Below are 21,449 nucleotides of genomic sequence, written 5' to 3'. Positions count from 1 at the left end.
CAATATCTCAAGGATAGTTGCCATGCATGGCTAGTATTGCCTCAACAAAACACATCAGATTCAACAGAATTAGTAATTTATCTGATTAGAGAAATGAATTGCTGACTCGAAAACTTTGGAGTAATAACGATGGCAACCCCACACATTAATGCACAAGTTGGTGATTTCGCTGAAACCGTTCTAATGCCAGGCGATCCATTACGTGCAAAATACATTGCTGAAACTTTTTTAGATGATGCTAAACAGGTTTGTGATGTTCGCAGTATGTTCGGTTATACCGGTACTTATAAAGGTAAAAAAGTATCCGTTATGGGCCACGGTATGGGCATTCCATCATGCTCGATTTATGTTCACGAGTTGATTTCAGAATACGGTGTAAAAAATATCATCCGTATTGGTAGCTGTGGCGCAGTTCGTGACGATGTCAATCTAATGGATATCGTTATTGGTATGGGTGCTTCAACCGATTCCAAAGTTAACCGCATCCGTTTTAACAACCACGATTTCGCCGCGATTGCGGATTACGGATTGCTTGAAACGGCCGTCAATCAAGCCCGCGCACAAAACGTGCCCGTGAAGGTAGGCAACGTGTTTTCCGCTGATCTGTTCTACACACCTGAAGGTGATTTATTCGAAAAAATGAATAAGCTTGGCATCTTAGGCGTGGATATGGAAGCGGCCGGTATTTATGGCGTTGCAGCGGATCTAGGCGCAAAAGCATTGACGATTCTTACCGTGTCAGACCACATCATTCGCGGTGAGAAATTAAGCTCTGAAGATCGCCAAACCTCTTTTAACGACATGATGAAAGTCGCGCTTGAAACAGCGATTAGTATCTAATTTTTAAACCTCAGCTGCTCACCCAAATTGGCAGCCTTAAATTACCCCGAGGGGGCGATTGTGTCCAACGACCAACTACCCAAGGACGCAGATGGTTTACAACTCAACTTTTGTAAAACATTGGCGTGTGACAACTTTGGACTGAGTGAAGCCGAACGGTACGTTCTGCAGCGCGTAAACCCGAAGCGTCCAACGATGGTTTGTCGTGAATGTGGAGCTTTCCCCCCCTTACTTAACAACCGAGAAGTGTTAAACGAATTACACCGTTTAAGGCAGCTTCACAGCGACGGTTTGCCCGCTTGTCGCAGTGATGATTGCCAAAATTTCGGTTTATCTGTTCATACACACAAACACCTCTATCACGCTTTTGGCTACAGCGGCGATCGCCAGCGATACCGTTGCAAAGCTTGTCAGAGTACCTTTGTTGATAAGTGGTCAGGAGCCAACAAAAAACTCGTTTTTCAAGAAACCTTACTCGGCCTACTCTTCATGAGTTATTCGGTGCGAGAGATTTGCCGTAAATTATCCATCAACCCAAAAACGTTTTATGATCATGTCGAGCACATTGCCAGTCGCTGTCGGCGAAAACTGGCCATGATTGATGCGCGTTGGGTGAATCATGCAAACCAATATGAACTGGCTTGCAATTACATCCCGCTCCAACCCCATAGCGACAACGGCGTATTGTGGTTTGCAACAGGTGAAGCCAAAACAGGTTACATACTCTGTCAGCACGTAAACTATTCCGCCAATGAAGAGCCTGCAGGCGAGCTTGATCACAACCCCTATCACTCGCCCGCGCGTTTTGTTTCTCGTGAACATTCATCCGAAGCGAATCTACCCACTCCTGACGCATCTCCGCTATTGCGTGAGCGTATTGATCAGAAATACCAAACAATTTTAGCCCGCGGTAATGTTGAAGACCCCATGGGTAACCTCACCACTTTTCATTACCCTTCTAAAGGCGCCTTGATTCGCCCTCCTTACACCTCTTATGCTCACTTCCTCCACGTGCTGGATTTGTGCCTTGAAGATAAGCGAGTTTCTATCTATCTGCCTCAAGATCCGGTTTTACGTTCTGCCGCATTGAGCGTCTGTTTGCCGCGAATCAAGCGTAAGAATGTTGACTTGATGTACGTTGAGGAAGATCCGCAATGGCAAAATGGACATTCCGTGAATAAAACGGACATTGTTCACATGGGATGGTGGCGAGATCGCTGGGCTATTGCTAATCAGGCACGGGCTGCCAAAGGTGTTTGCTATTTGGCAGGAGACAATCCAACACCCGAAGCTTGGCTCGATAAAGCATCGATTAAGCAAACAGAGTTCTATCAAAAACGCTTCCAACTGTTGTTCGAAAGCTTTATCAACGAACCGAGGCGCAAACTTCGCCCTGGCGGCCTACAACCAATGCTGGATATTTTTCGTGCTTGGCACAATCTGTGCTACCAAGATAAACATGGATTCACCGCCGCCCAAAATTTGGAATTAACCAAACATCCACTGACATTGAAAGAACTACTCTCTTAGATTTTTAGGTTATATTTAGACTGTGGATTGTGAAGTAGCGCAGATTATTGTGGTAATGAATAACCAATGCACCCACTTTTGGGAAAGTAAATAGTGCGCTTTAACGTTGGCTTCATATAATGAATCGGTGACTTAGGCTTCTTACTTTTGAGGAACAGCCCGTTTGGATAAAAGCCAATACCTTCTTGAAATTGAAATAGAACAGCTTAGAGCCCGTATTGAAACTGAGCCGGAGAAGGTGTCGATCGTCGCGGAGCAGTGTTTATTGAGAGCACAGCAGATCTTTTTCCCAGAAGGGGCGATTCAATGTTTGATCATTTTATCTCGCTGCGCTTGGTGTCTAATGGACTACCGCGTGGGTTTAAAATACATTAAAGAAGCCTTATCCACTCAGAACACCCTCGATACTGATGACTACCTCCCCGAAATTCTGCATATTCATGCGCTGCAACTTTGGGGTCAGGCCAAATATTATACCGCCCAACAATATTGGATAAATGCCCTAGAACAATCGGCTCTGGTTGATGAAGTTGAGATCCAAATAGAAAGCCTGATTGGTTTGGGAAACGTTTGGCGTATCACCAACGAATATCAGCTATCATGCTCAACTCATGAGTTAGCGGTTAAAGTTGCGAACAATAGCCGTATCCACTGGTTAGAAGGAAAAGCCCGTATTCTCTGGGCATGGGATCTCTACTTACTCAACCAATACATCGATATGCTGACCGTACTCGATGGTGCAGAAGAAGCACTACAGGATCATCCCGATAAAACTTGGCAAGCCGAGGTTTGGGATTTTCGCGGCTTGGCACTGCTCGGGCTTGAACGAATCGAAGATGCGGAAGCGGCAACCACCAAAGCACTCGAACTTGCCGTAGAGCATAACCTTGTGTGGATGAAGGCCCACTCATTCATTAGTCGAGCTCGTTTGGAACTGCTGAGAAAAGACTCCAAGAAAGCAACTGAGCTGTTGCTTCTTGCTGAAGCCTCTGCTGCTTCATTTGATAAAGGTGAGCTACTTTCACAAATTTGCTACCAACAATCCCTAGTCGCAGAGCAGCGTGGTGATTTTAAAGCTTCTTTAGCCTCATTTAAGAAATATCGCCAATTTACGGTTGAGATGCTTCGAGAACAAACGGCGCGCATTGGCCTTGATAAAGCAAGAGCCTCTAAGCGACAACTTGAGCAACGAGCACGTAAACTCATTAACCGTATTCGTGGTCAACACGAATACGACCCAGAGAAACATCTCTCCAATGTAGTTTCAGAGACTTATTGGTGGGAACAACTCATGCTGTTCAAGACCGAGTTGAAGCATTCTAATCACGCCGTCATTGTCATCCAACATAACGACTCAAAGTACCTCGATGTATGTACCGAGATTGCCCACTCGCTCTGTAACCAAAAAGATCTCGTTTCTCGTTTAAGTAGCGAACGCTTAGCGCTGCTTCTTGCCGATAAAGGCGACGCAGCGCTGCACGTCTTCCATGTATTGGCTAAGATGATTGAAATATACCCCTGGGAAAGAAAAGGATTAACGGGGTCGCTACCTCAAGTGATGTTCCAAGACATTTTGAGTTTCCCATTCACATTAGAACAACTGGAAGACAGTCAACCTCAGGAATGGTCGCATGGAAGTACTACTCAGTAAGATTAAAGATACGGGTTTGGATGCCACCTCCGTTTCCGGAGAGGAGGCCATCATTTTCTGGAATCACGTCCGACAACATATAGCCTCAACATCAAAAGAAAAAGCACTTAGCTACATCATCAGTGCAGAGTATCGTTCAGAACTGCATCAGTCGTCCGCCAGTATAGAGGAGCTTCGTCACGCCTTAGCATTACTTGAATTGCCTAAGGACGCCGAAATTATTTTGTCTGTGAAAAACAGTTTAAGCGATCGCCTAATGGAAAGCGGTGAATTTGCCGCGGCACTCAACGAATATGTGTCCGCTTCTAATATTGCCGTCGACACAGGTTACATTGACGAATATGTACTAGCCGTCATTGGCATGGGTAACCTGTGTGATGCTTATGGCGAGCACAGCCGAGCCCTTCGTTACTATCAAAAAATTGATAGTATTGATCACGCAATCACCAGCCGCTCATTACGCCTGCGTTATAAACTTTACATGCTATCGTGTTACATTCAACTGCACCGAATCTCCGCCGCCACCGACTTAATTAAAGAGTGTGAAGAGCTGAGTATTTTGGTCAGCGATAAAATTCTTACCGGGCAAATTTCACTCTATCAAGCTCAACTTTATCTTCATCAGGATCAAGTCGATAAAGCGCTCATTACGCTCTCTAGTGTTCAGTACAGTGCTGGAAATATGAATTCCACCTGGCTATCGAATATGATTCGAATTGAAACGGCCAACTGCCTGGCTAAAATAGGCAAAAGTCATATTGCCAATATGATGCTGGCCAGTACAGACAAACGTCTGCAACGATACACGTCACCCACGATGGCCAAGCAGCTGTATCGAGCATTCAGTGCCGTGTGCGAGCGCCAAGGCCTTTATCAAGCCGCCCTGATTTATGAAAAAAAAGGCTTTCGAATTGAAACTGATCTGATGAAAAACATCCCGATTAGTGAGCTGGGGGCCAATCAACTGCGTCGCTTATCGCGCTTTGAATTGCAATTGAAATTGATCTTATCTGAGATTGAAAATCGCGAGCTCAAAGAAACCACCGAACATCAAAAGAATGCCGTAGCCCAACTTCAACAGGATGTCTTCACTGACCCACTCACCACCTTACACAACCGCCGCTGGTTAGATGTAAAGCTGAAAGACCTACTGCTTCATGAGAAGCTATTTGCATTTCTAGTCATTGATATTGACCATTTTAAATCGATTAATGATGAACTTAGTCACTTGGTTGGTGACAAAGCGATAGTCAATGTTTCACGTGAGTTGAAAAACTACTTTAAATTCCGAGGCTCCTCCTGTGTCCGTTTTGGTGGAGAAGAGTTTCTGGTGATTTTAGAAGATTGCTCGCTCGACCAAGCTGAAATGCATGCCGAAAACTATCGTGAACGCATATTCCAATTCGGTTGGCACGATATTCTAGGTGAGCGCGGCTTAACCGTCAGTATCGGTATAACCTTACATCGAGATGGTGAAAATACACAACGCACATTCTACCGCGCCGACAAAGCCTTATATCGCGCTAAAGCGAATGGCCGCAACCAAGTGTGCACTGAGTAACTTTCCATCACGTTAAGCTATTGGCTGCCGTTTACACTCTTCATTGAAATACAGGAGCAACTATGTTTTTAGATTACTTTGCCCTTGGTCTACTGATTTTCGTAGCCTTGGTCATTTTTTATGGAATCATCGTCATTCATGATATCCCTTATGAAATAGCCAAAGAGCGCGACCATCCACATCAAGATGCCATTCATGTTTCTGGCTGGGTGAGTTTATTTACCTTGCACACTATCTGGCCATTTTTGTGGATTTGGGCAACCTTGTGGCGCAAAGATCGCGGTTGGGGGTTCACTAAACTTCAAGAAGAACAACACGATATTCATCATCGCGTCGATGAACTTATCGATCAAGTAGCAATACTCACTCGGGAGTTACATCAGCTAAAAGAGCAACAATCCATAGTAAACCTAGACGATACCAATAATCAGGAGACGAAATAATGGATTTACTTCTGATCATGACTTATGCCGCTTTGTGCATTGCGATATTTAAAATCTTCAAAATTCCATTAAATAAGTGGACCGTCCCTACCGCCGTATTAGGCGGTGTTGTTTTGATCGGCACCCTGATCTTACTGATGAACTATAATCATCCTTTTACTCAGTTAGGTAGCCAAGTTTTTTCCACAACACCTGTCGTATCAGGGGTACGAGGAAGAGTGATTGAGGTTCCGGTACAAGCAAACCAGCCCTTAAAACAAGGTGATGTGCTTTTTAGAATTGACCCTGTGCCTTTTGAAGCGGAATTGGCAAAAATTGAAGCTCAGATCAAAGAGGCGAGCCAAGGTGCACTCGGCCTAGAATCGAATGTTTCTGAAGCTGCGGCAGCGAAAGTACAGGCTATCGCTGACCGGGATAAAGCACAACGTGAGTATGCTCGTTATCAACGTGGGTATGATAAAGGTGCATTCACCGAGCAAGATCTTGATACCCGTCGCCAAGCTTATAAAGCAGCAGAGGCAGCAGTAGAAGTCGCCCAAGCACGTCTAAATCAAGCCAATATCTCATTAAACTCAGAAATCAATGGTGAGAATACTACCGTTGCTCGCCTGCTTGCCGATTTGAGACAAGCCCAATTCAACCTTGAACAAACCATTGTCAGAGCGCCTACTGATGGCTATGTGACGCAATTAGCTCTCAGACCAGGTGCGATGTCCGTACCATTACCCTTAGCGCCAATGATGACGTTTGTACACACAGAAGATAAAATCTACACAGCTGCATTTAGGCAAAATTCTCTTCAACGCCTAAAACCGGGCTTTGAAGCCGAGTTTTTGTTCAGAGCACTGCCCGGAAAAGTCTTCAAAGGAGAGGTGGTTGAGATATTGCCTGTGATTGGTGAAAGCCAGATCCAAGCACGAGGCACCTTGCTAGGAACTGAGGCATTACGTACCAATGGACGCGTACTCGTCACCCTTAAAGTTACCGATGATTTAAGCGATTATCACCTGCCGCTCGGTACCGCTTTTGAAGCCGCTATCTATTCAGACAGTTTCTCTCATGTCTCGATTATGCGTAAGGTACTCATCCGGATGAAAAGTTGGCAAAACTATCTCTACATAGATCATTAGATACCATCCATCACGACATACGTTGAAAAACAGCCAACCCAGATGTTGCTTGTCTAGTGACTATTGGCATCATGTTAAAAGGGTCGTAAACGACCCTTTTGCTACCTGTCGCTCCAACGCAGAATTCTAACTTCATTACCCGCTTCGGGTTTAATTGGAATATTGAGTGATAAAAGCAGCGAAACAAGTGCCATTACCGCTCCAATGTAAAAGACGCTCGCCGGAGAGATAAGCCAAATTAAACCAAACGTGGCGGGGATGAACACAGCCGCAATATGGTTAATGGTAAAAGAAACTCCCGCTGTAGACGCCATGTCCGCAGGATCTGCAATTTTCTGAAAATAAGTTTTAATCGCCAAAGCCAAGGCAAAAAAGAGGTGGTCAACCACATAAAGTGCCGCCGCCCAATGTGCGTTTTGTACAAGACCGTACCCAACAAAAACAACAATCAACCCCGTGTATTCAAACAGTAGCGCTTTACGCTCGCCGACTACACCAATGAACTTACCAATACGTTTAGCAAACAAAAAGTTGAACAAATAGTTGATCAAAAACAGTAAGGTAATATCGGCCGCTGAATAGCCAAATTTCTCCACCATAAGGAAACCAGCGAAAACAGTGAAAATTTGCCTACGCGCACCACTCATGAAGGTCAAGGCGTAATACAGCCAATAACGTTTGCGTAGCACGAGCTTTTTATTTTGTGGCACTTCCGCTTTAAATTCAGGAAAGGCAAAGGCAATGATCAACACCAGCACAAAACCAGCACCGCCAGAAATGGCATAGACCCATTTAAAATCGAGCTGAAACACTTCTAACATTACCCACAAAGCACCGTAAGTGATCAGTGATGCAAGTGCTCCAACCGAAATGAGTTTGCCAAGCATTTCTGGCGCTTCATCTTTATTCAACCACTGCAAAGACAAGGATTGTTTAAGCGTTTCAAAGTAGTGGAACCCAGTCGACATCAATAATGTCGTGAGCAGTAACCCGGTTAAAGAAGGGAAAAAACCCGTCATCGCGGTTCCTAACGTCAACATACCCAATGAGATCAGGATAAATCGCTGCTCTCGAATGAACAGTAAAACGAATACGGCGGTGAAGGCTAAAAATCCGGGGATTTCTCGTACACTTTGTAATAAGCCAATGTCTGAACCATCGAAATTCGCTTTTTCAATCACGAAATTATTCAACAGTGCCATCCAACTAGAAAATGCAATCGGCACAATAATGGAGATAATCAATAGGAAATTTTGTGGCGTGCGCCAACCTTGAGAGACTTTAGGGTACATGAGAGATCCTTATCTATGTTTCAGCGCATCATATACTCAAGTCGCCTTAAAAGGCGAGAGCTCATCACAACAGGAAACAAGGTTAGGGATTAGCACTGCTAAATTACACCGTTCGGGTATAAGATCGACCGAGACACAAATATTGGGATTTAACATGACGATTACGTTCGCAACGATTAATTTATTCAATTATTTAGCTCCGCCGAACGCATATTATCAGTTCGACAATATTTACACGCAAGCAGAGTGGCAGAAAAAAAAGCAATGGTTTAGCCAGAAGATCAAACAGCTGGATGCCGATATCATTGGCTTTCAAGAAGTTTTCAGTTTTGATGAACTGCGCAACCAGATGATGGATTTAGGCTACCCGTATGTGGCCTGTGTAGATGAACCTATCGTCAAAGATGGATACATCTATAGCCATCCGGTTGTGGTGATTGCCTCTCGCTATCCTCTGCGCCAAGTGAGCGCCGTACATGGCACGTTACCAAACCAAGCTGCCCCTTTTTGCTTTAATCGTACACCGTTACACGCTACGGTTTGCCTGCCAATGCTCGGGGATATCGATGTCTATATTGTGCATTTTAAATCTCAACGTCCGGCAGAATCGCCTGCGGCACCTCATCATCTGATCGATGAATGGCAACAAGAAACGCTAGGACGCTGGCTCTCTACTGTTCAGCGAGGCTTTGAAGCAAACCTGACTCACCAATATATCGTCAATACTCAAAAACAAACTGGGCGGCCTTGTGTGCTAATGGGCGATTTTAATAAACCGTTACATCACGAGGAGTTTCAAGGACTACTATCGCAGGCCTTATACCGCAGACCAGAAACACAACAACCGCTGGCTGGCTATGCGCTTTACGATGCTTGGGATCTGCATACCGAGAGTGTTGAGCAGCCTCGCAAAGCCACTCATTACGCCGGAGCCACGGGATCTGTACTCGACTATATTCTCCTTTCCGCAGACTTCGCGCCTTTTATCCAGCCAATGAAAAGCTATATCAGCCACTATACTGTGCTTGATCAACATCTGGTCAACCCGAGCTATGAGCTCGATAACTTTAGTACTGACCATGCACTGGTCGCGGTCACATTAAAAGTAAACACAGCACCGAGCTAATGGGCTTGTATGCTACGACTCTCGATGCAATAAATGCTGCCATTCACTGTGTCGATTTAAATAATGCACAACATAACTACAGACAGGTTTAATGGTGTAACCTTGCGCTTCAATTTGCGGTAATACACTCTCCATCATTATTTTTCCGTATCCTTTACCCTGAAGTTCATCCGGTACGCGAGTCGAAGTAATAAACAACACTTCATCCTGTTGTTGGTATGTCACAGTTGCGAATAGATTCCCCTCAAGATGTACTTTATATTGACAATTTTGTATATCATGTTGCACTTCATGAATCATGGTAACGTCCTAATTGATATATAAATCAAATAAATTGATATTCTCAGAATTGAATCTTCCAACATCTACCCCTAGAATTTAAACTATTACAAAAATTAGAATAAAATGCAGCTACTGCATCACGGAGAAAATTAAGATGGAATCGCAGTCGGCAGTGCTGAAAGATGAACAGAACCCAAACCGTTCAACCGAACGTAATAAAACCCTATCGACACTTAATAGTACTGATGCGTTATCTATGGTTGAACACAGTAGCGAACTAACCTTAAGTATAACCACTCCCGTTGGTACGAAATTCCAGTGTAAAACGTCATTTATCGGTACCTACTCTCATTCCCATCTCCTTGTAGAAATTCCTAAAATTTCCGCAGATGATCTCTCTTTTTTCTTCCAAGAAGGTTTTTGGATGAATATCAGAGCTATTTCACCACGTGGCGAAGGAGCTTTAATCCATTTTCGTAGCCAGTTGTTACATGTATTGCAAGAGCCTATACCGCTCGCCATGTTATCTATTCCCAACAGCATGCAAGTGACCCAACTGCGCAAAGAAGCTCGTTACGATGTGAATCTAGCAGGAAAAGCAACGGTAGGAACGCATAAGTCGGATTGTGAGGTAAGAGATCTCTCCAAAAGTGGCTGTCGTTTTGTCACACCTCCTCTTGGGCGTACTTTCCAAGTGGGTGATAAGATTAGTCTCGAATTATTTACTGATCCTCGCAGCAGCCAATTCTTTGCGCCTTTGATGGGTAAAGTTTGTAACTTGCAACGCTCACTGCACTATGCTCGTTACGGAGTGCAGTTTGATGAAGAAGGTGTCAAAAATGCGAAAAGTTTATTAGGTCAACTGAAGTTTGATGGCACCAAATTGACGTTGAAGTAATAAAAACGCCCTGTTAAACAAGTTAAGTCAGGGCGTTTTTACTTTTTACATTGCTTTTAACTGCATTGTTTTTAACCTAGAAAAGAAATATATCCCTGCAAGATAACCAAATTCACAATATCCACAAAGAATGCACCTACGATAGGCACTACCATAAACGCTTGTGGTGATGGCCCATATCGTGTCACCAATGAGCCCATATTCATCACAGCGGTTGGGGTTGCTCCAAGACCAAAACCGCAGTGCCCACCAGCGATCACAGCAGCGTCATAATTTGATCCCATGACTTTAAATGTCACAAAATAAGCAAAAATACCCAACACGACCGATTGCACCGCTAAAATCACCAGAAATGGGACAGCCAAGTCAAAAATATTCCATAACTTTAAACTCATGAGTGCCATTGCAAGAAATAGCGATAGAGAAACGGTGCCTAAGATGTCAACGGTTTCAGCATCAATTTTATGAACTTTCGTCAATTCCAGTATATTGGTAATGAACACACCGATGAAAAGCGCATAGACAAAATCGGGGATCATCAACCATTTGATTTCAAATGCACTTACCCACTGTTCTAAATATTTAGCACCAGTGACACAAATAAGAAGGATGAACAAACCCTCGATCACTTTCTTAGCGGTGACTTTATCTTCTTCATATTCATTGTACGTAACCAGCTCTGGGAACTTATCGTGCGTTTTGGTTCCTCGTCCATACTCAGATTCAAACCCGTTTTTATTAATGAGTTTTTGGGCAACTGGGCTACCGATAATCCCACCAATGATCAAACCAAAGGTCGCTGAGGCCATGGCAATTTCTAGCGTATTGCTAAGCCCATAATTGTCGTTGAATGTTTGAGCCCACGCCGCTCCCGTACCGTGTCCACCCGAGAGGGTAATAGAACCGGCGATCAACCCCATCAGTGGGTCAAGACCAAGAGCCGTCGCTAACGATACACCGACGCCATTTTGGATGATGATATAAAACGAGGCAACGGCGAGGAAAAGAAAGACTTTTGCTCCACCCTTAACCAGTTGAGTGTAATTGGCCGCAAGGCCTACGGTGCTGAAAAACATCAGCATAAAAATATTCTGCAACGGCAATGAGAACTCTAAATCTAAGCCGTAAAAATGTAGAAGAGTGATCGCGAAAGCGACAATTAAGCCACCGACGATGGGCTCAGGGATGTTGAACTTTTCCAAGATAGGCAGTTTTGCGTTAATAAAGTGGCCTAAAAAAAGCACGCTAATAGCGATTAAGAAAGACTCAAGGGGCCCAATTGAAATTAAATGGTGCATATAACCTCTTATTTCTGCTTCACTCATCTTCCTTAATGAGTTTGGAGATCATCAAAGAAAGCTTGATAAACTCGAAAAAAATACGATTGATCGATACGGATCATCCTTATGGATATTGTTTATTTACAATGATATACGATGTTTATTTGATGGGTTTTACGAACGTATGGCCTAACTGGTTTTGCTCGAAAAACATCTTCGCTCACGGCTTTTGATTGTCATTTGCAAACTCTCATTAGACGAGCGAGGAGGCGTATCATACCTAACAGACAAAAAAAGAGCCAACCGCAATGATGCGATTGGCTTATATATAGTGTGAACAAATTCATTCACTAACAACGTCAGTTGGCTAGGTGACCCTCGGCTTTAAGAAGGGTCGAATAGTATTATGCATGAAGTATGCCAACTAAAAAAGGTCTGCTTTTTAGCTATGCATCGCATTAATTCATCAAAATGTAGTACTTTTTCGCATTACGCAAATTGCATTATGCGAAACGAATGCAAAACAATACTCACCCAGTTGCTATAAAACAAACTAACTTTCTGAGCTTTTTCACCTTAAGCCAGCATCACTCACTCATCTTTTGTACAAGCATTTCTTAGTTATTTCATTATATACTTCCGGTACATACACTTAATCATGCAGATTCAATGAACTATTTCAGTACGTTTTTAAAAGGGATGGCCATGGGCGCCGCCGATGTTGTACCGGGTGTTTCGGGTGGAACCATTGCATTCATCACTGGTATCTATGACACTTTGCTTGAAAGCATTCGTAGGATTAATCCAAGTTTATTGCGCATAGTCAAACGAGATGGGTTAGCCGCCGCATTTCAACATATTAATGGCTTCTTCTTGCTCGCACTGTTTGGGGGAATATTCACCAGTATCCTCTCTTTGGCTAAACTCATTTCTTGGCTGTTAGCCACGCATCCTATTCCCATTTGGTCATTCTTCTTCGGTTTAATTCTGGTTTCGGTGTTCCATATTGTGAAACAAATTGAGCAGTTCAAACTTTCTCGGTTGCTCTTCGCTTTGCTGGGAATTGCGTTTGCTTACAGTATTACGGTACTTAACCCAATGCAGATGGAACCAACAGCGCTGAACACAGTTCTAGCCGGTGCTATTGCCATCTGCGCCATGATTCTACCGGGAATTTCAGGCAGTTTTATCCTGTTGCTGATTGGTATGTACGCACCGGTACTGGGCGCGGTGAAAGAGATGCAAGCCGATATTTTGGCACTCTTTTTACTCGGATGTGTCGGTGGTTTACTGAGTTTTTCTCACGTATTATCTTGGTTACTCAAACAATTTAGAGACTTGACCTTAATTTTTCTTACTGGATTAATGATCGGCACCTTACCCAAAATCTGGCCTTGGAAAGAAACGCTCACTTGGCGAACCAATTCTCACGGCGAGCTCGTTCCTTTGCTACAGCGAAACCTTTCTCCATTCGAATTTGAGTCCATCACTTCACAGCCTTCGCAACTGCTGGTAGCCATTTTATTGATGCTTTGCGCTGTTGCCCTCGTGCTTGGCTTGGAGCAATATGCAAAACATCACGATGTGTAAATCACACCGCATAGCATGAATGAGAAAAGGTGGGGAGACTCACCTTTTCTATATTGATTTATTGCACATTTTATCCATTCGTCACCACTGCAAAAAGATAGCTGTGATAACATTCGCGTTTTATAACCGCTTGGATTGTCCCCATGCACAACGCAATCAAAATCGGCGTCTTTGTTCTAGCCCTGCTAGCGGGTTACTTTAGCAGCGATATTTTCAATTGGCTCTCTTCAGCAAACTCTTCTCCAGACATTAATCGATATTGCCAGTTGTCGAGTACCCCTTGTCGACAAGGAGATGTTGTCATGACATTGGCACACGATAAATCTCAACCTTTGTTGGCTAACACTCTGACCGTTGAATGGCCGCAAGCCAATGCAAGTAAACTCACACTCACACTCAATGGGCTAGAGATGGAGATGGGCACCGCTAAATATGTACTGACGCCGCAGGAAGACGGGCTCTACACAGCACAGATTGTACTCCCAGTTTGCACGACTGAAAAAATGACATGGATTGGCGAGCTCTCTGATGGTCGTACCCAAGTATTCCCGGCAATAAGGATGGAAAGATGAGTAAAAATTGGTCTCTGGCATTGGTGGTTGCGTTTGTATTAGGCTTTGGCATAAAAACCTATTTTGATACGCAGCAAAGTATGGATTTAGAGGGCGGTAATAGCTCATCTTCTGAGGTGATTTTATTTGGCAAAGCAAATCAACCCATCTCTATTTTTGATACTAAAGATGAACGCATACGTGTTGTTTACTTCGGCTTTACACGCTGCCCAGATGTCTGTCCAACATCTCTGGCTATGTTAGCAGGTGCACTCAATCAACTGGATGATGTAACCAAAGCAAAGCTGCGCCCTTTATTTATCTCTCTCGATCCAGAGCGTGACGCTGCCGATGCTTCTCATCAATACGCCCAATATTTCCACCCTATGATCGAGGGACTTTCTGCTCCTCTAGACATTACAACACCACTGGCGCATCAGTATGGCGTCATTTTCCGCAAAACCGAATTAAAGGGATCTGAACTGAAATACACATTAGATCACAGCTCCTACTTCTACTTTTTACAACCAGATGGAACATTAATCACTAAAGTTCCACACACGCTTTCACCGGCTCCCATTGTTGAAGCCATCAAAACAATAATGACGTCATCACAAGGAAAATAACATGAAGCTCAATGCTCTTTTTTTAGCAAGCCTTGCCTTTAGCCCACTTGCTTTTGCGAACACAGATATTATGGTACATCACCCTTACGCACGTGCTACCGCACCAACCGCCACCACCAGCGCAGTATTTTCTCAAATCATGAATAAAGGTGAAACGGACCGTTTCATTGTATCGGCCAACACCGATGTGGCAGGGAAAGTTGAATTGCATGATGTAATCACCGAAGGAGATGTGATGAAAATGCGTCAAGTCACTGAATTTAAAATTCCGGCCAAAGGGCACGTCGAACTCAAACCGGGCGGCTTACACATCATGCTTTTTGATTTGAAGAAACCATTGGTTGAAGGTGAAAAGATTGACGTACAACTGACCTTTGCCAATGGTGAGCAGCAAACCATTACTGCACCAGTAAAAAAAGTGATGAGTGGTATGGCACACCATTAAAAAGAAGAGGGTGAGCGATGTTGGCTTACCCTCTTTTATCATCTCACTAACCGCTCATTGCCCAGTTTAATGGCGAGAGCGAGACATCCCGACGAGAGGCTTATCATTCCACCACCACAAATGCTACATTTTATTTACATTTCACTCAAAATCGATTGCATTTCCACACATTGATTAATTATTTGTGCTGATTATCAATTAATTCTAGACACAATATCCCGCGTAGATATCATTACCCTCTTCAGTGGAGCTCACTGATGTCACTATAACTCTATTTGTCTACCATAACCGATGCTATGGCTTCGTAGTATTTAGGTCATGCAGGATGTAATTCGATTTATTGCAGGGATAACTATGCAAAGCAACAATATTTTCGCCCGTTTTGCGCGTGGCAATTTGGTTCTGCAAATACTCGCCGGTATCGTTCTCGGTGGGATATTAGCAACCCTTTCACCCGATGATGCGAAAAGCGTCGGCCTACTTGGCGACCTTTTCGTTGGCGCACTTAAAGCCGTAGCGCCGATCCTCGTGTTTATTTTGGTCGCCGCGTCCATCGCAAACCAAAAGAAAAACCAACACACTTATATGCGCCCAATCGTGGTGCTTTACCTTTTTGGGACCTTCACCGCCGCTCTTACTGCAGTTGTATTGAGCTTTATCTTCCCTACAACCTTAACATTGGTTGCGGGGGCAGAAGGTGCAACGCCTCCTCAAGGCATCGCTGAAGTGCTTAATACCCTGCTGTTTAAGCTGGTTGATAACCCAGTCAATGCTCTAATGAGTGCAAACTATATTGGCATTCTGGCATGGGCTGTTGGGTTGGGCTTAGCTTTACACCATGCCTCAGCAACAACTAAAGCCGTATTTGAAGATTTAAGCCACGGCGTTTCACAAATTGTGCGTTTTATTATTCGCCTAGCACCGTTTGGTATTTTCGGCTTGGTTGCATCCACGTTTGCCACGACTGGCTTTGAATCTTTGGCTGGTTATGCCAACCTTTTATTCGTATTACTCAGTGCTATGTTGATCATCGCATTAGTTGTCAACCCAATCATTGTGTACGCGAAAACTCGCCAAAACCCGTATCCATTGGTGTTCCAGTGCTTGCGTGAAAGTGGTGTCACCGCATTTTTCACACGCTCAAGCGCCGCCAATATCCCAGTAAACATGGCGTTGTGTGAGAAACTAAAACTGGATGAAGATACTTATTCAGTCTCGATTCCACTCGGTGCGACCATTAATATGGCTGGTGCCGCCATTACTATCACAGTTCTCACCCTAGCGGCAGTAAACACAGTAGGTATTGAAATTGACCTGATGACAGCCTTGCTACTGAGCATCGTTGCTGCTGTTTCTGCCTGTGGCGCATCCGGTGTGGCCGGTGGTTCACTGCTGCTGATCCCGCTCGCATGTGGGTTATTTGGCATTTCAAATGACGTAGCAATGCAGGTTGTTGCCGTTGGCTTTATCATAGGCGTGATTCAAGATTCAGCTGAAACAGCGCTCAACAGCTCCACAGATGTTGTCTTCACTGCTGCGGTTTGCCAAGCTGAGTACAATAAATCAGCATAATCATTCGATACACTAAAACCGATACCAACAAAAATCCCCAGCCGATTCGCTGGGGATTTTTATTTCAGAGATTTTTTATTTACAGTGCTTAGCCACTTTATCGATCCAGCATTACCTGTCCATTGAAGTATTGGAGAAATCTAATCGCGTTAGAACCTCATGATCATCAGATGGGCTGGATGACAAACGCTCTTCGGAGGCATCCGCCCCTACGCTCAATGAGAGATCGTCTTCATCAGGCAACTCCCCTTTCTCTGGGATAGGGATCCCACGTTTGTAGAGCTTGTTCAGCGCCTTAATAATTGAGTGTTTACTTACAGTACCCGCGCCGATTTTCTTCATGAGTGGTTTGGCCAACGATTGCAACCCCACAACAGAATCGACACCGATACGTGAGCCCACTTGATCTCTTAGCACCTTTGCTGGTTCAAAACCAAAATGAGCCGATAAAAATAACCAAATATAAGCAATAGCATTGCCATTTGAACCTTTATCTATCCAAGCTTCTCCTGCGTGATACATCGCCTCTACATGACCTTTTTCAGAAGCTCGCTCTAACCAATAACAAGCTTTACTGTGGTCCATTGCGACACCAACACCCTTAAGGTAATTCAAGCCTAGTTTCATCTGTCCTATCGGGCTATTTAGCTTCGCGGCTTTGGAATACCAAAATGTTGAATCCGCTGGTGATGGCGCAATATTGTCATGTGAAACACACCAATCCCCCATAAAAATCACAGCGTCGAGCAAATTCGCTTCCGCAGCCTCTTGTACTAACGAGACTCCTTTCGCAGTATTCGCTTCCACGCCACGGCCATGAATATAGGCCATGCCAGTTTCATACTTTGCGGTTAAGTTACCTTCAATGCCTGCAATACAAGTCTGCCAAAACTTCTCTTTTTCCCGCAAAATCAGATCATCTCGAAACTTTTGGCAAATCCGAACAACACCATACATTCCCGTAACATTGTCATAATTTGCCGCTTTGTCATACCAGTACATCGCCTCTTTGAGGTTGGTTCGTTCGGCTTCTTTCGCTAAATACAAAATCGTCGGCACATGGCCTGTTTCGGCCTTAAACAAGCGATCTTGTCTTTCTTGTTCACGTGATTTTTCTATCGCTTTGCGATAAGCGATTTCTCTCTCTTTTCTCTCTTCCTCTAAGCGTTTTTTGCGCAAAGAGAGCGAAAACATCCACACGAAGATGAGGATAAGTGATAACCCGGTTGCGCCTATGGCAATCCCAATAGTGCTCATTGATTCAAATCTTATTTAGCTGATTAACTTCATTATCGACCATTTTTCTCAATCTTTGAAAAAGTCTGACCACATTCATTCTGTCTCGAACCATTTAAAGCATACGAAACAGTCAAATTCGTTCATCCAAAACAGAGAGGCCACTCTATATCTAATGCTCGTGATATCTAATGCTCGTGGATTAATTAAGCCACATAGCCTTAGCACTAAGATAGTACCGTACTCTTTTCAAGAGTGTTACGCACAATCACACTAATTGAGGAATAGATTCCGATTTGGGTCAATGAATGAAAAAACGCAGCCAAATCGCTGCGTTCATTCCAGATCAAAAATGAGCCACTCACTTTACTCTCTCATCAAAACCGCGATGGATTGATAGGGCTCGAGTACTAGATTTTCTTCTAATTTTTCAATCTCTTGATAATTAGAGCTCAAACACTCCACCGCTCTCAATTGAAACTTTTCGGGTATTGTTAAACAAACCGTGGCCGATGAAAAATTACTGATCACGACAATTTGCTCACCTTGGTACTCGCGCACATAGCCAAACACTTGATCATGTTCTTCAAATAAAGGCGTGAACGATCCATAGACGATGGACAGGTGTTTTTTACGCAGTGCAATTAACTTTTTATAGTGATGGTAAATCGATTGTTTATCAGCGAGCGCTTGTTCAACATTGACTTTTAGGTAGTTAGGATTCGCCTCTATCCACGGAGAACCTTGAGTAAATCCGCCGTGTTTATCCGCTGACCATTGCATTGGCGTTCGAGCGTTATCACGGCTGTTTTGATGAATAGCATCCAGCATATGTTGATGAGAAACGCCCGATTCTGTCTTCACACGATAAAAATTTAACGTCTCGATGTCTCGGTATTGATCGAGCGAATCGAAGGCCACATTCGTCATACCAATCTCTTCGCCTTGATAAATATAAGGCGTGCCTTTCAGAAAGTGTAAGCTCGTTGCCAACATTTTCGCAGATTCAACTCGGTAGCGTTTGTCATCACCATACTTAGATACAGCGCGTGGCAGGTCATGATTATTCCAAAATAATGAATTCCAACCCTGATCGGCAAGCTCAATCTGCCACTTGGTTAATACCTGTTTAAACTGCTTAAGATCTAACGGAATAGGGTTCCATTTGTCACCCTGCTCCCATGTCAAAGTGATGTGTTCAAATTGGAAAACCATCGATAACTCACGACGACTCGGCGCACTGTACAGTTTTGCAATGTCTGGTGTGGCTCCCCAAGTTTCTCCCACGGTCAGCAGATCTTGATTACCAAAGGTGGCGGCATTCATTTGCTGTAATAACGGATGCAAGCGCGGGCCATTACCAGTAATGCCCTTATCAATTTCTTTGCCAATTAAATCAATAACATCTAATCGAAAACCACCAATACCCTGTTCAATCCACCAGTTCATCATGCTGTGCACTTCTTGCTGCACTTTAGGGTTTTCCCAATTCAGATCTGGCTGACGTTTAGAAAAAAGGTGGAAGTAATATTGCTGCGTTTGCTCATCCCAGTGCCAAGCACTGCCACCAAAAATTGACCCTGTATCATCCGGCGCACTGCCATCCGGTTTTGCATCCCGCCAAATGTAGTAATCTCGATACGGATTGTCTCGCGATTGCTTCGCTTGTAAAAACCATTGGTGTTCATCCGATGTGTGATTAACGACAAGATCCATCACTATCTTAATATTGCGTTTTTGTGCTTCGCTCAGTAAACGCTGCATATCTTCCATGGAACCAAACTCTTGAGCTATTGCTTGGTAGTCAGAAATATCATAACCGTTATCATCCATTGGAGATTGATAAACAGGAGATAGCCAAATAACGTTAATGCCTAACTCTGCAAGGTAATCAAGCTTACTAATAATGCCATTTAAATCGCCGATACCATCGTGATTAGAATCGTAAAAACTGCGCGGGTATATTTGGTATACCACAGCGCTATGCCACCATTTGGGTTCCATGGTATTGCCTTTTTGTAAATTAATTTATTGCTCATCATAATGAGAGCTGACGCAAAGTAACAATAGAACATTCCCCATATGATATAGCCAATACCTATATCATAAGAAAAATCACTATAGTTAGGCCTCTCTGCATGCAAAGAGATTAAAAAAACATCACCTAAAATGTGATTTATGCCAAACATGATAGCAATAAGCAGAAGACAAGATAAAACAGCATGGATAAATCCCTTCGATATTTTTTGATGGTTGCGATTGAAAATAATATTAAGCAAGCCGCAGAGAAACTGCATATCAGTCAACCATCTCTTACCACAGCAATTAAAAAGCTTGAACATGAACTTGGAGTTGAGCTATTTATTCGCCGCTCAAAAGGTGTAGAGCTCAGCGCTTATGGCAAACTATTTAGGGAGTATGTGCAGGAGCAACAAGAAAAGCAGCAACAACTGTTACATCAGTTCACCGATATGCAACAGAGACATCAAGGAAAATTAAAGCTTGGCACTGGGGAAGCGTGGTGGGAATTATTTGTTCGCGATACGGTATGCCTATATCAAAAAAACACCCCTAATTGTTCAATACATTTGGAATTTGGCAATAACCTTTCTTTGATCCATCATTTGGTGCAGGGAGATATTGACCTCTTTATTGGCCATGAAATTCAAGATCTACACGAAAGGTGTAAAGTCCATTTCCAACCTTTGTTCCGAGACCAAGAAGCATTGTTTGTATGTTCAAGCCATCCGATATTGAATACAAAAAAAAGTGATGATGAACTTCTGCTTGAACAAGCCCAATACCCTCTCATCCGCGTCACGCCGGATCATTCTCGACATCGTACAATGTTGGCTGAACATGCATCACTGGCTAAACAATATACGGAACAAAGAGAGAGTAAAAGAGCCATCTATGATGTCGATTCTTTATTTGCTAGCATAGATATATTAGAGATGGCTAACGCTGTAATGCCATATAGCGATAAAATGTGCCATTGGATGGCCAGAAGAAATATTGCAACATTAACCATCAACAAAAAGAAAAAAGGTAATGTAGGAATTTATATTAAACAAGGCATAGCTGACCCAAAAATTACCAGTTTTATTGAAATACTAACGAAGTATACCTCTTCCTTATGAAGGCTAACACCCTACTAAACAGATTATTGAAGATCAGTGTGGACTAAAGCCTTGATAACATAGGCTTCCGGCACACAAAGCGGGCATTACAACAATAGTTTTTGTTTTGGTTCACACTTTTGAAAGTAGAAAAACTCACCGTGTTATCTACCGTAGTTACATTCTATCAATATTAGAGCAATGATATTGATAGAATCTATATCAAACTCACTTTCATCTATTTCTTATTGCAAGCAAAAGCCGTTATATTTTCAAC

19 protein-coding genes are annotated in these 21,449 nt (G+C 43.4%); 14 read left to right on the top strand and 5 right to left on the bottom strand.

Annotated elements, in window-relative coordinates; genetic code table 11:
• The first annotated feature begins 129 nt into the window (after positions 1–129).
• The 6 genes from deoD (at position 130) to NB504_RS09940 (ending at position 7,155) form a co-directional block, all read left to right on the top strand.
• Complete coding sequence (gene deoD / locus NB504_RS09965) at positions 130–840, top strand: purine-nucleoside phosphorylase (protein WP_013868368.1); 711 nt, start codon at positions 130–132, stop codon at positions 838–840.
• Between the two features lie 60 nt (positions 841–900).
• Positions 901–2,370, top strand: coding sequence for a lactate dehydrogenase (locus NB504_RS09960; protein ID WP_258428787.1), 1,470 nt, complete (start codon positions 901–903; stop codon positions 2,368–2,370).
• Between the two features lie 163 nt (positions 2,371–2,533).
• Positions 2,534–4,021: a hypothetical protein gene (locus NB504_RS09955; protein WP_258428786.1), complete on the top strand. Its 1,488-nt coding sequence runs from the start codon at positions 2,534–2,536 to the stop codon at positions 4,019–4,021.
• The gene (locus NB504_RS09950) at positions 4,002–5,582 is read left to right on the top strand and encodes a diguanylate cyclase domain-containing protein (protein WP_013868365.1); all 1,581 of its coding nucleotides are present in this window, start codon (positions 4,002–4,004) and stop codon (positions 5,580–5,582) included. The genes NB504_RS09955 and NB504_RS09950 overlap by 20 nt, the downstream gene beginning before the upstream one ends.
• 62 nt (positions 5,583–5,644) lie before the next feature.
• Positions 5,645–6,025: a DUF3302 domain-containing protein gene (locus tag NB504_RS09945; protein WP_094149246.1), complete on the top strand. Its 381-nt coding sequence runs from the start codon at positions 5,645–5,647 to the stop codon at positions 6,023–6,025.
• Positions 6,025–7,155, top strand: coding sequence for an HlyD family secretion protein (locus tag NB504_RS09940; protein ID WP_258428784.1), 1,131 nt, complete (start codon positions 6,025–6,027; stop codon positions 7,153–7,155). The genes NB504_RS09945 and NB504_RS09940 overlap by 1 nt, the downstream gene beginning before the upstream one ends.
• A gap of 101 nt (positions 7,156–7,256) precedes the next feature.
• On the opposite strand, the gene NB504_RS09935 is transcribed toward NB504_RS09940, so the two are convergent.
• Complete coding sequence (locus NB504_RS09935; protein ID WP_258428783.1) at positions 7,257–8,447, bottom strand: MFS transporter; 1,191 nt, start codon at positions 8,445–8,447, stop codon at positions 7,257–7,259.
• Here NB504_RS09935 and NB504_RS09930 point away from each other — a divergent pair.
• Entirely contained in the window at positions 8,446–9,573 is a 1,128-nt protein-coding gene (locus NB504_RS09930) for an endonuclease/exonuclease/phosphatase family protein (RefSeq protein ID WP_258428782.1), read from the top strand. The genes NB504_RS09935 and NB504_RS09930 overlap by 2 nt on opposite strands.
• A 12-nt stretch (positions 9,574–9,585) precedes the next feature.
• Here the strand turns inward: NB504_RS09930 and NB504_RS09925 are convergent, their stop codons facing one another.
• Entirely contained in the window at positions 9,586–9,873 is a 288-nt protein-coding gene (locus NB504_RS09925) for a GNAT family N-acetyltransferase (RefSeq protein ID WP_013868360.1), read from the bottom strand.
• Between the two features lie 136 nt (positions 9,874–10,009).
• Between NB504_RS09925 and NB504_RS09920 the strand changes: the two genes are divergently transcribed.
• Positions 10,010–10,753, top strand: a complete 744-nt coding sequence (locus NB504_RS09920; RefSeq protein WP_013868359.1) for a flagellar brake protein — start codon at positions 10,010–10,012, stop codon at positions 10,751–10,753.
• A 71-nt stretch (positions 10,754–10,824) separates the two neighbouring features.
• Here NB504_RS09920 and gltS read toward each other — a convergent pair whose 3' ends face one another.
• Entirely contained in the window at positions 10,825–12,051 is a 1,227-nt protein-coding gene (gene gltS / locus NB504_RS09915; protein ID WP_026028168.1) for a sodium/glutamate symporter, read from the bottom strand.
• A 651-nt stretch (positions 12,052–12,702) separates the two neighbouring features.
• Between gltS and NB504_RS09910 the strand changes: the two genes are divergently transcribed.
• From NB504_RS09910 to sstT, 5 genes are all read left to right on the top strand, one after another.
• Positions 12,703–13,623: a DUF368 domain-containing protein gene (locus NB504_RS09910; RefSeq protein WP_017042156.1), complete on the top strand. Its 921-nt coding sequence runs from the start codon at positions 12,703–12,705 to the stop codon at positions 13,621–13,623.
• Positions 13,624–13,766: 143 nt separating this feature from the next.
• Positions 13,767–14,195 carry a hypothetical protein gene (locus tag NB504_RS09905; RefSeq protein WP_258428781.1) on the top strand — a complete coding sequence of 143 codons (429 nt, stop codon included), beginning with the start codon at positions 13,767–13,769 and terminating at the stop codon, positions 14,193–14,195.
• A complete protein-coding gene (locus NB504_RS09900; RefSeq protein WP_258428780.1) occupies positions 14,192–14,800 on the top strand; it encodes an SCO family protein in 609 nt (202 codons plus the stop codon). The genes NB504_RS09905 and NB504_RS09900 overlap by 4 nt, the downstream gene beginning before the upstream one ends.
• Position 14,801: 1 nt before the next feature.
• Positions 14,802–15,245 (top strand): copper chaperone PCu(A)C, encoded by a 444-nt coding sequence (locus NB504_RS09895; RefSeq protein ID WP_017048143.1) that lies wholly within the window; start codon positions 14,802–14,804, stop codon positions 15,243–15,245.
• Between the two features lie 354 nt (positions 15,246–15,599).
• A complete protein-coding gene (gene sstT, locus NB504_RS09890) occupies positions 15,600–16,817 on the top strand; it encodes a serine/threonine transporter SstT (protein ID WP_258428779.1) in 1,218 nt (405 codons plus the stop codon).
• Between the two features lie 111 nt (positions 16,818–16,928).
• Here the strand turns inward: sstT and NB504_RS09885 are convergent, their stop codons facing one another.
• Positions 16,929–18,074, bottom strand: coding sequence for a tetratricopeptide repeat protein (locus NB504_RS09885; RefSeq protein ID WP_194575483.1), 1,146 nt, complete (start codon positions 18,072–18,074; stop codon positions 16,929–16,931).
• 345 nt (positions 18,075–18,419) lie between these two features.
• On the bottom strand, positions 18,420–20,057 hold the full coding sequence (locus NB504_RS09880; RefSeq protein WP_258428778.1) for an alpha-glucosidase: 1,638 nt from the start codon (positions 20,055–20,057) through the stop codon (positions 18,420–18,422).
• A gap of 218 nt (positions 20,058–20,275) precedes the next feature.
• On the opposite strand from NB504_RS09880, the gene NB504_RS09875 reads away from it, so the two are divergent.
• Positions 20,276–21,193: a LysR family transcriptional regulator gene (locus tag NB504_RS09875; RefSeq protein ID WP_013868350.1), complete on the top strand. Its 918-nt coding sequence runs from the start codon at positions 20,276–20,278 to the stop codon at positions 21,191–21,193.
• The last annotated feature ends 256 nt before the right edge of the window (positions 21,194–21,449 follow it).

Source organism: Vibrio sp. RM-69-4 (assembly GCF_024743775.1).
In the GTDB taxonomy this organism is placed as follows: domain Bacteria; phylum Pseudomonadota; class Gammaproteobacteria; order Enterobacterales; family Vibrionaceae; genus Vibrio; species Vibrio anguillarum.
Note: the sequence above shows the minus strand (reverse complement) of the source record. Positions and strands in the feature narration are given on the sequence as shown.

Coding starts and splice junctions, on each gene's coding strand:
- deoD (WP_013868368.1), top strand. CDS start 130: ATGGCAACCCCACACATTAATGCACAAGTTGGTGATTTCGCTGAAACC.
- NB504_RS09950 (WP_013868365.1), top strand. CDS start 4,002: ATGGAAGTACTACTCAGTAAGATTAAAGATACGGGTTTGGATGCCACC.
- NB504_RS09880 (WP_258428778.1), bottom strand. CDS start 20,057: ATGGAACCCAAATGGTGGCATAGCGCTGTGGTATACCAAATATACCCG.
- NB504_RS09940 (WP_258428784.1), top strand. CDS start 6,025: ATGGATTTACTTCTGATCATGACTTATGCCGCTTTGTGCATTGCGATA.
- NB504_RS09875 (WP_013868350.1), top strand. CDS start 20,276: ATGGATAAATCCCTTCGATATTTTTTGATGGTTGCGATTGAAAATAAT.
- NB504_RS09945 (WP_094149246.1), top strand. CDS start 5,645: ATGTTTTTAGATTACTTTGCCCTTGGTCTACTGATTTTCGTAGCCTTG.
- sstT (WP_258428779.1), top strand. CDS start 15,600: ATGCAAAGCAACAATATTTTCGCCCGTTTTGCGCGTGGCAATTTGGTT.
- NB504_RS09910 (WP_017042156.1), top strand. CDS start 12,703: ATGAACTATTTCAGTACGTTTTTAAAAGGGATGGCCATGGGCGCCGCC.
- NB504_RS09935 (WP_258428783.1), bottom strand. CDS start 8,447: ATGTACCCTAAAGTCTCTCAAGGTTGGCGCACGCCACAAAATTTCCTA.
- NB504_RS09895 (WP_017048143.1), top strand. CDS start 14,802: ATGAAGCTCAATGCTCTTTTTTTAGCAAGCCTTGCCTTTAGCCCACTT.
- NB504_RS09900 (WP_258428780.1), top strand. CDS start 14,192: ATGAGTAAAAATTGGTCTCTGGCATTGGTGGTTGCGTTTGTATTAGGC.
- NB504_RS09920 (WP_013868359.1), top strand. CDS start 10,010: ATGGAATCGCAGTCGGCAGTGCTGAAAGATGAACAGAACCCAAACCGT.
- NB504_RS09925 (WP_013868360.1), bottom strand. CDS start 9,873: ATGATTCATGAAGTGCAACATGATATACAAAATTGTCAATATAAAGTA.
- gltS (WP_026028168.1), bottom strand. CDS start 12,051: ATGCACCATTTAATTTCAATTGGGCCCCTTGAGTCTTTCTTAATCGCT.
- NB504_RS09930 (WP_258428782.1), top strand. CDS start 8,446: ATGAGAGATCCTTATCTATGTTTCAGCGCATCATATACTCAAGTCGCC.
- NB504_RS09905 (WP_258428781.1), top strand. CDS start 13,767: ATGCACAACGCAATCAAAATCGGCGTCTTTGTTCTAGCCCTGCTAGCG.
- NB504_RS09885 (WP_194575483.1), bottom strand. CDS start 18,074: ATGAGCACTATTGGGATTGCCATAGGCGCAACCGGGTTATCACTTATC.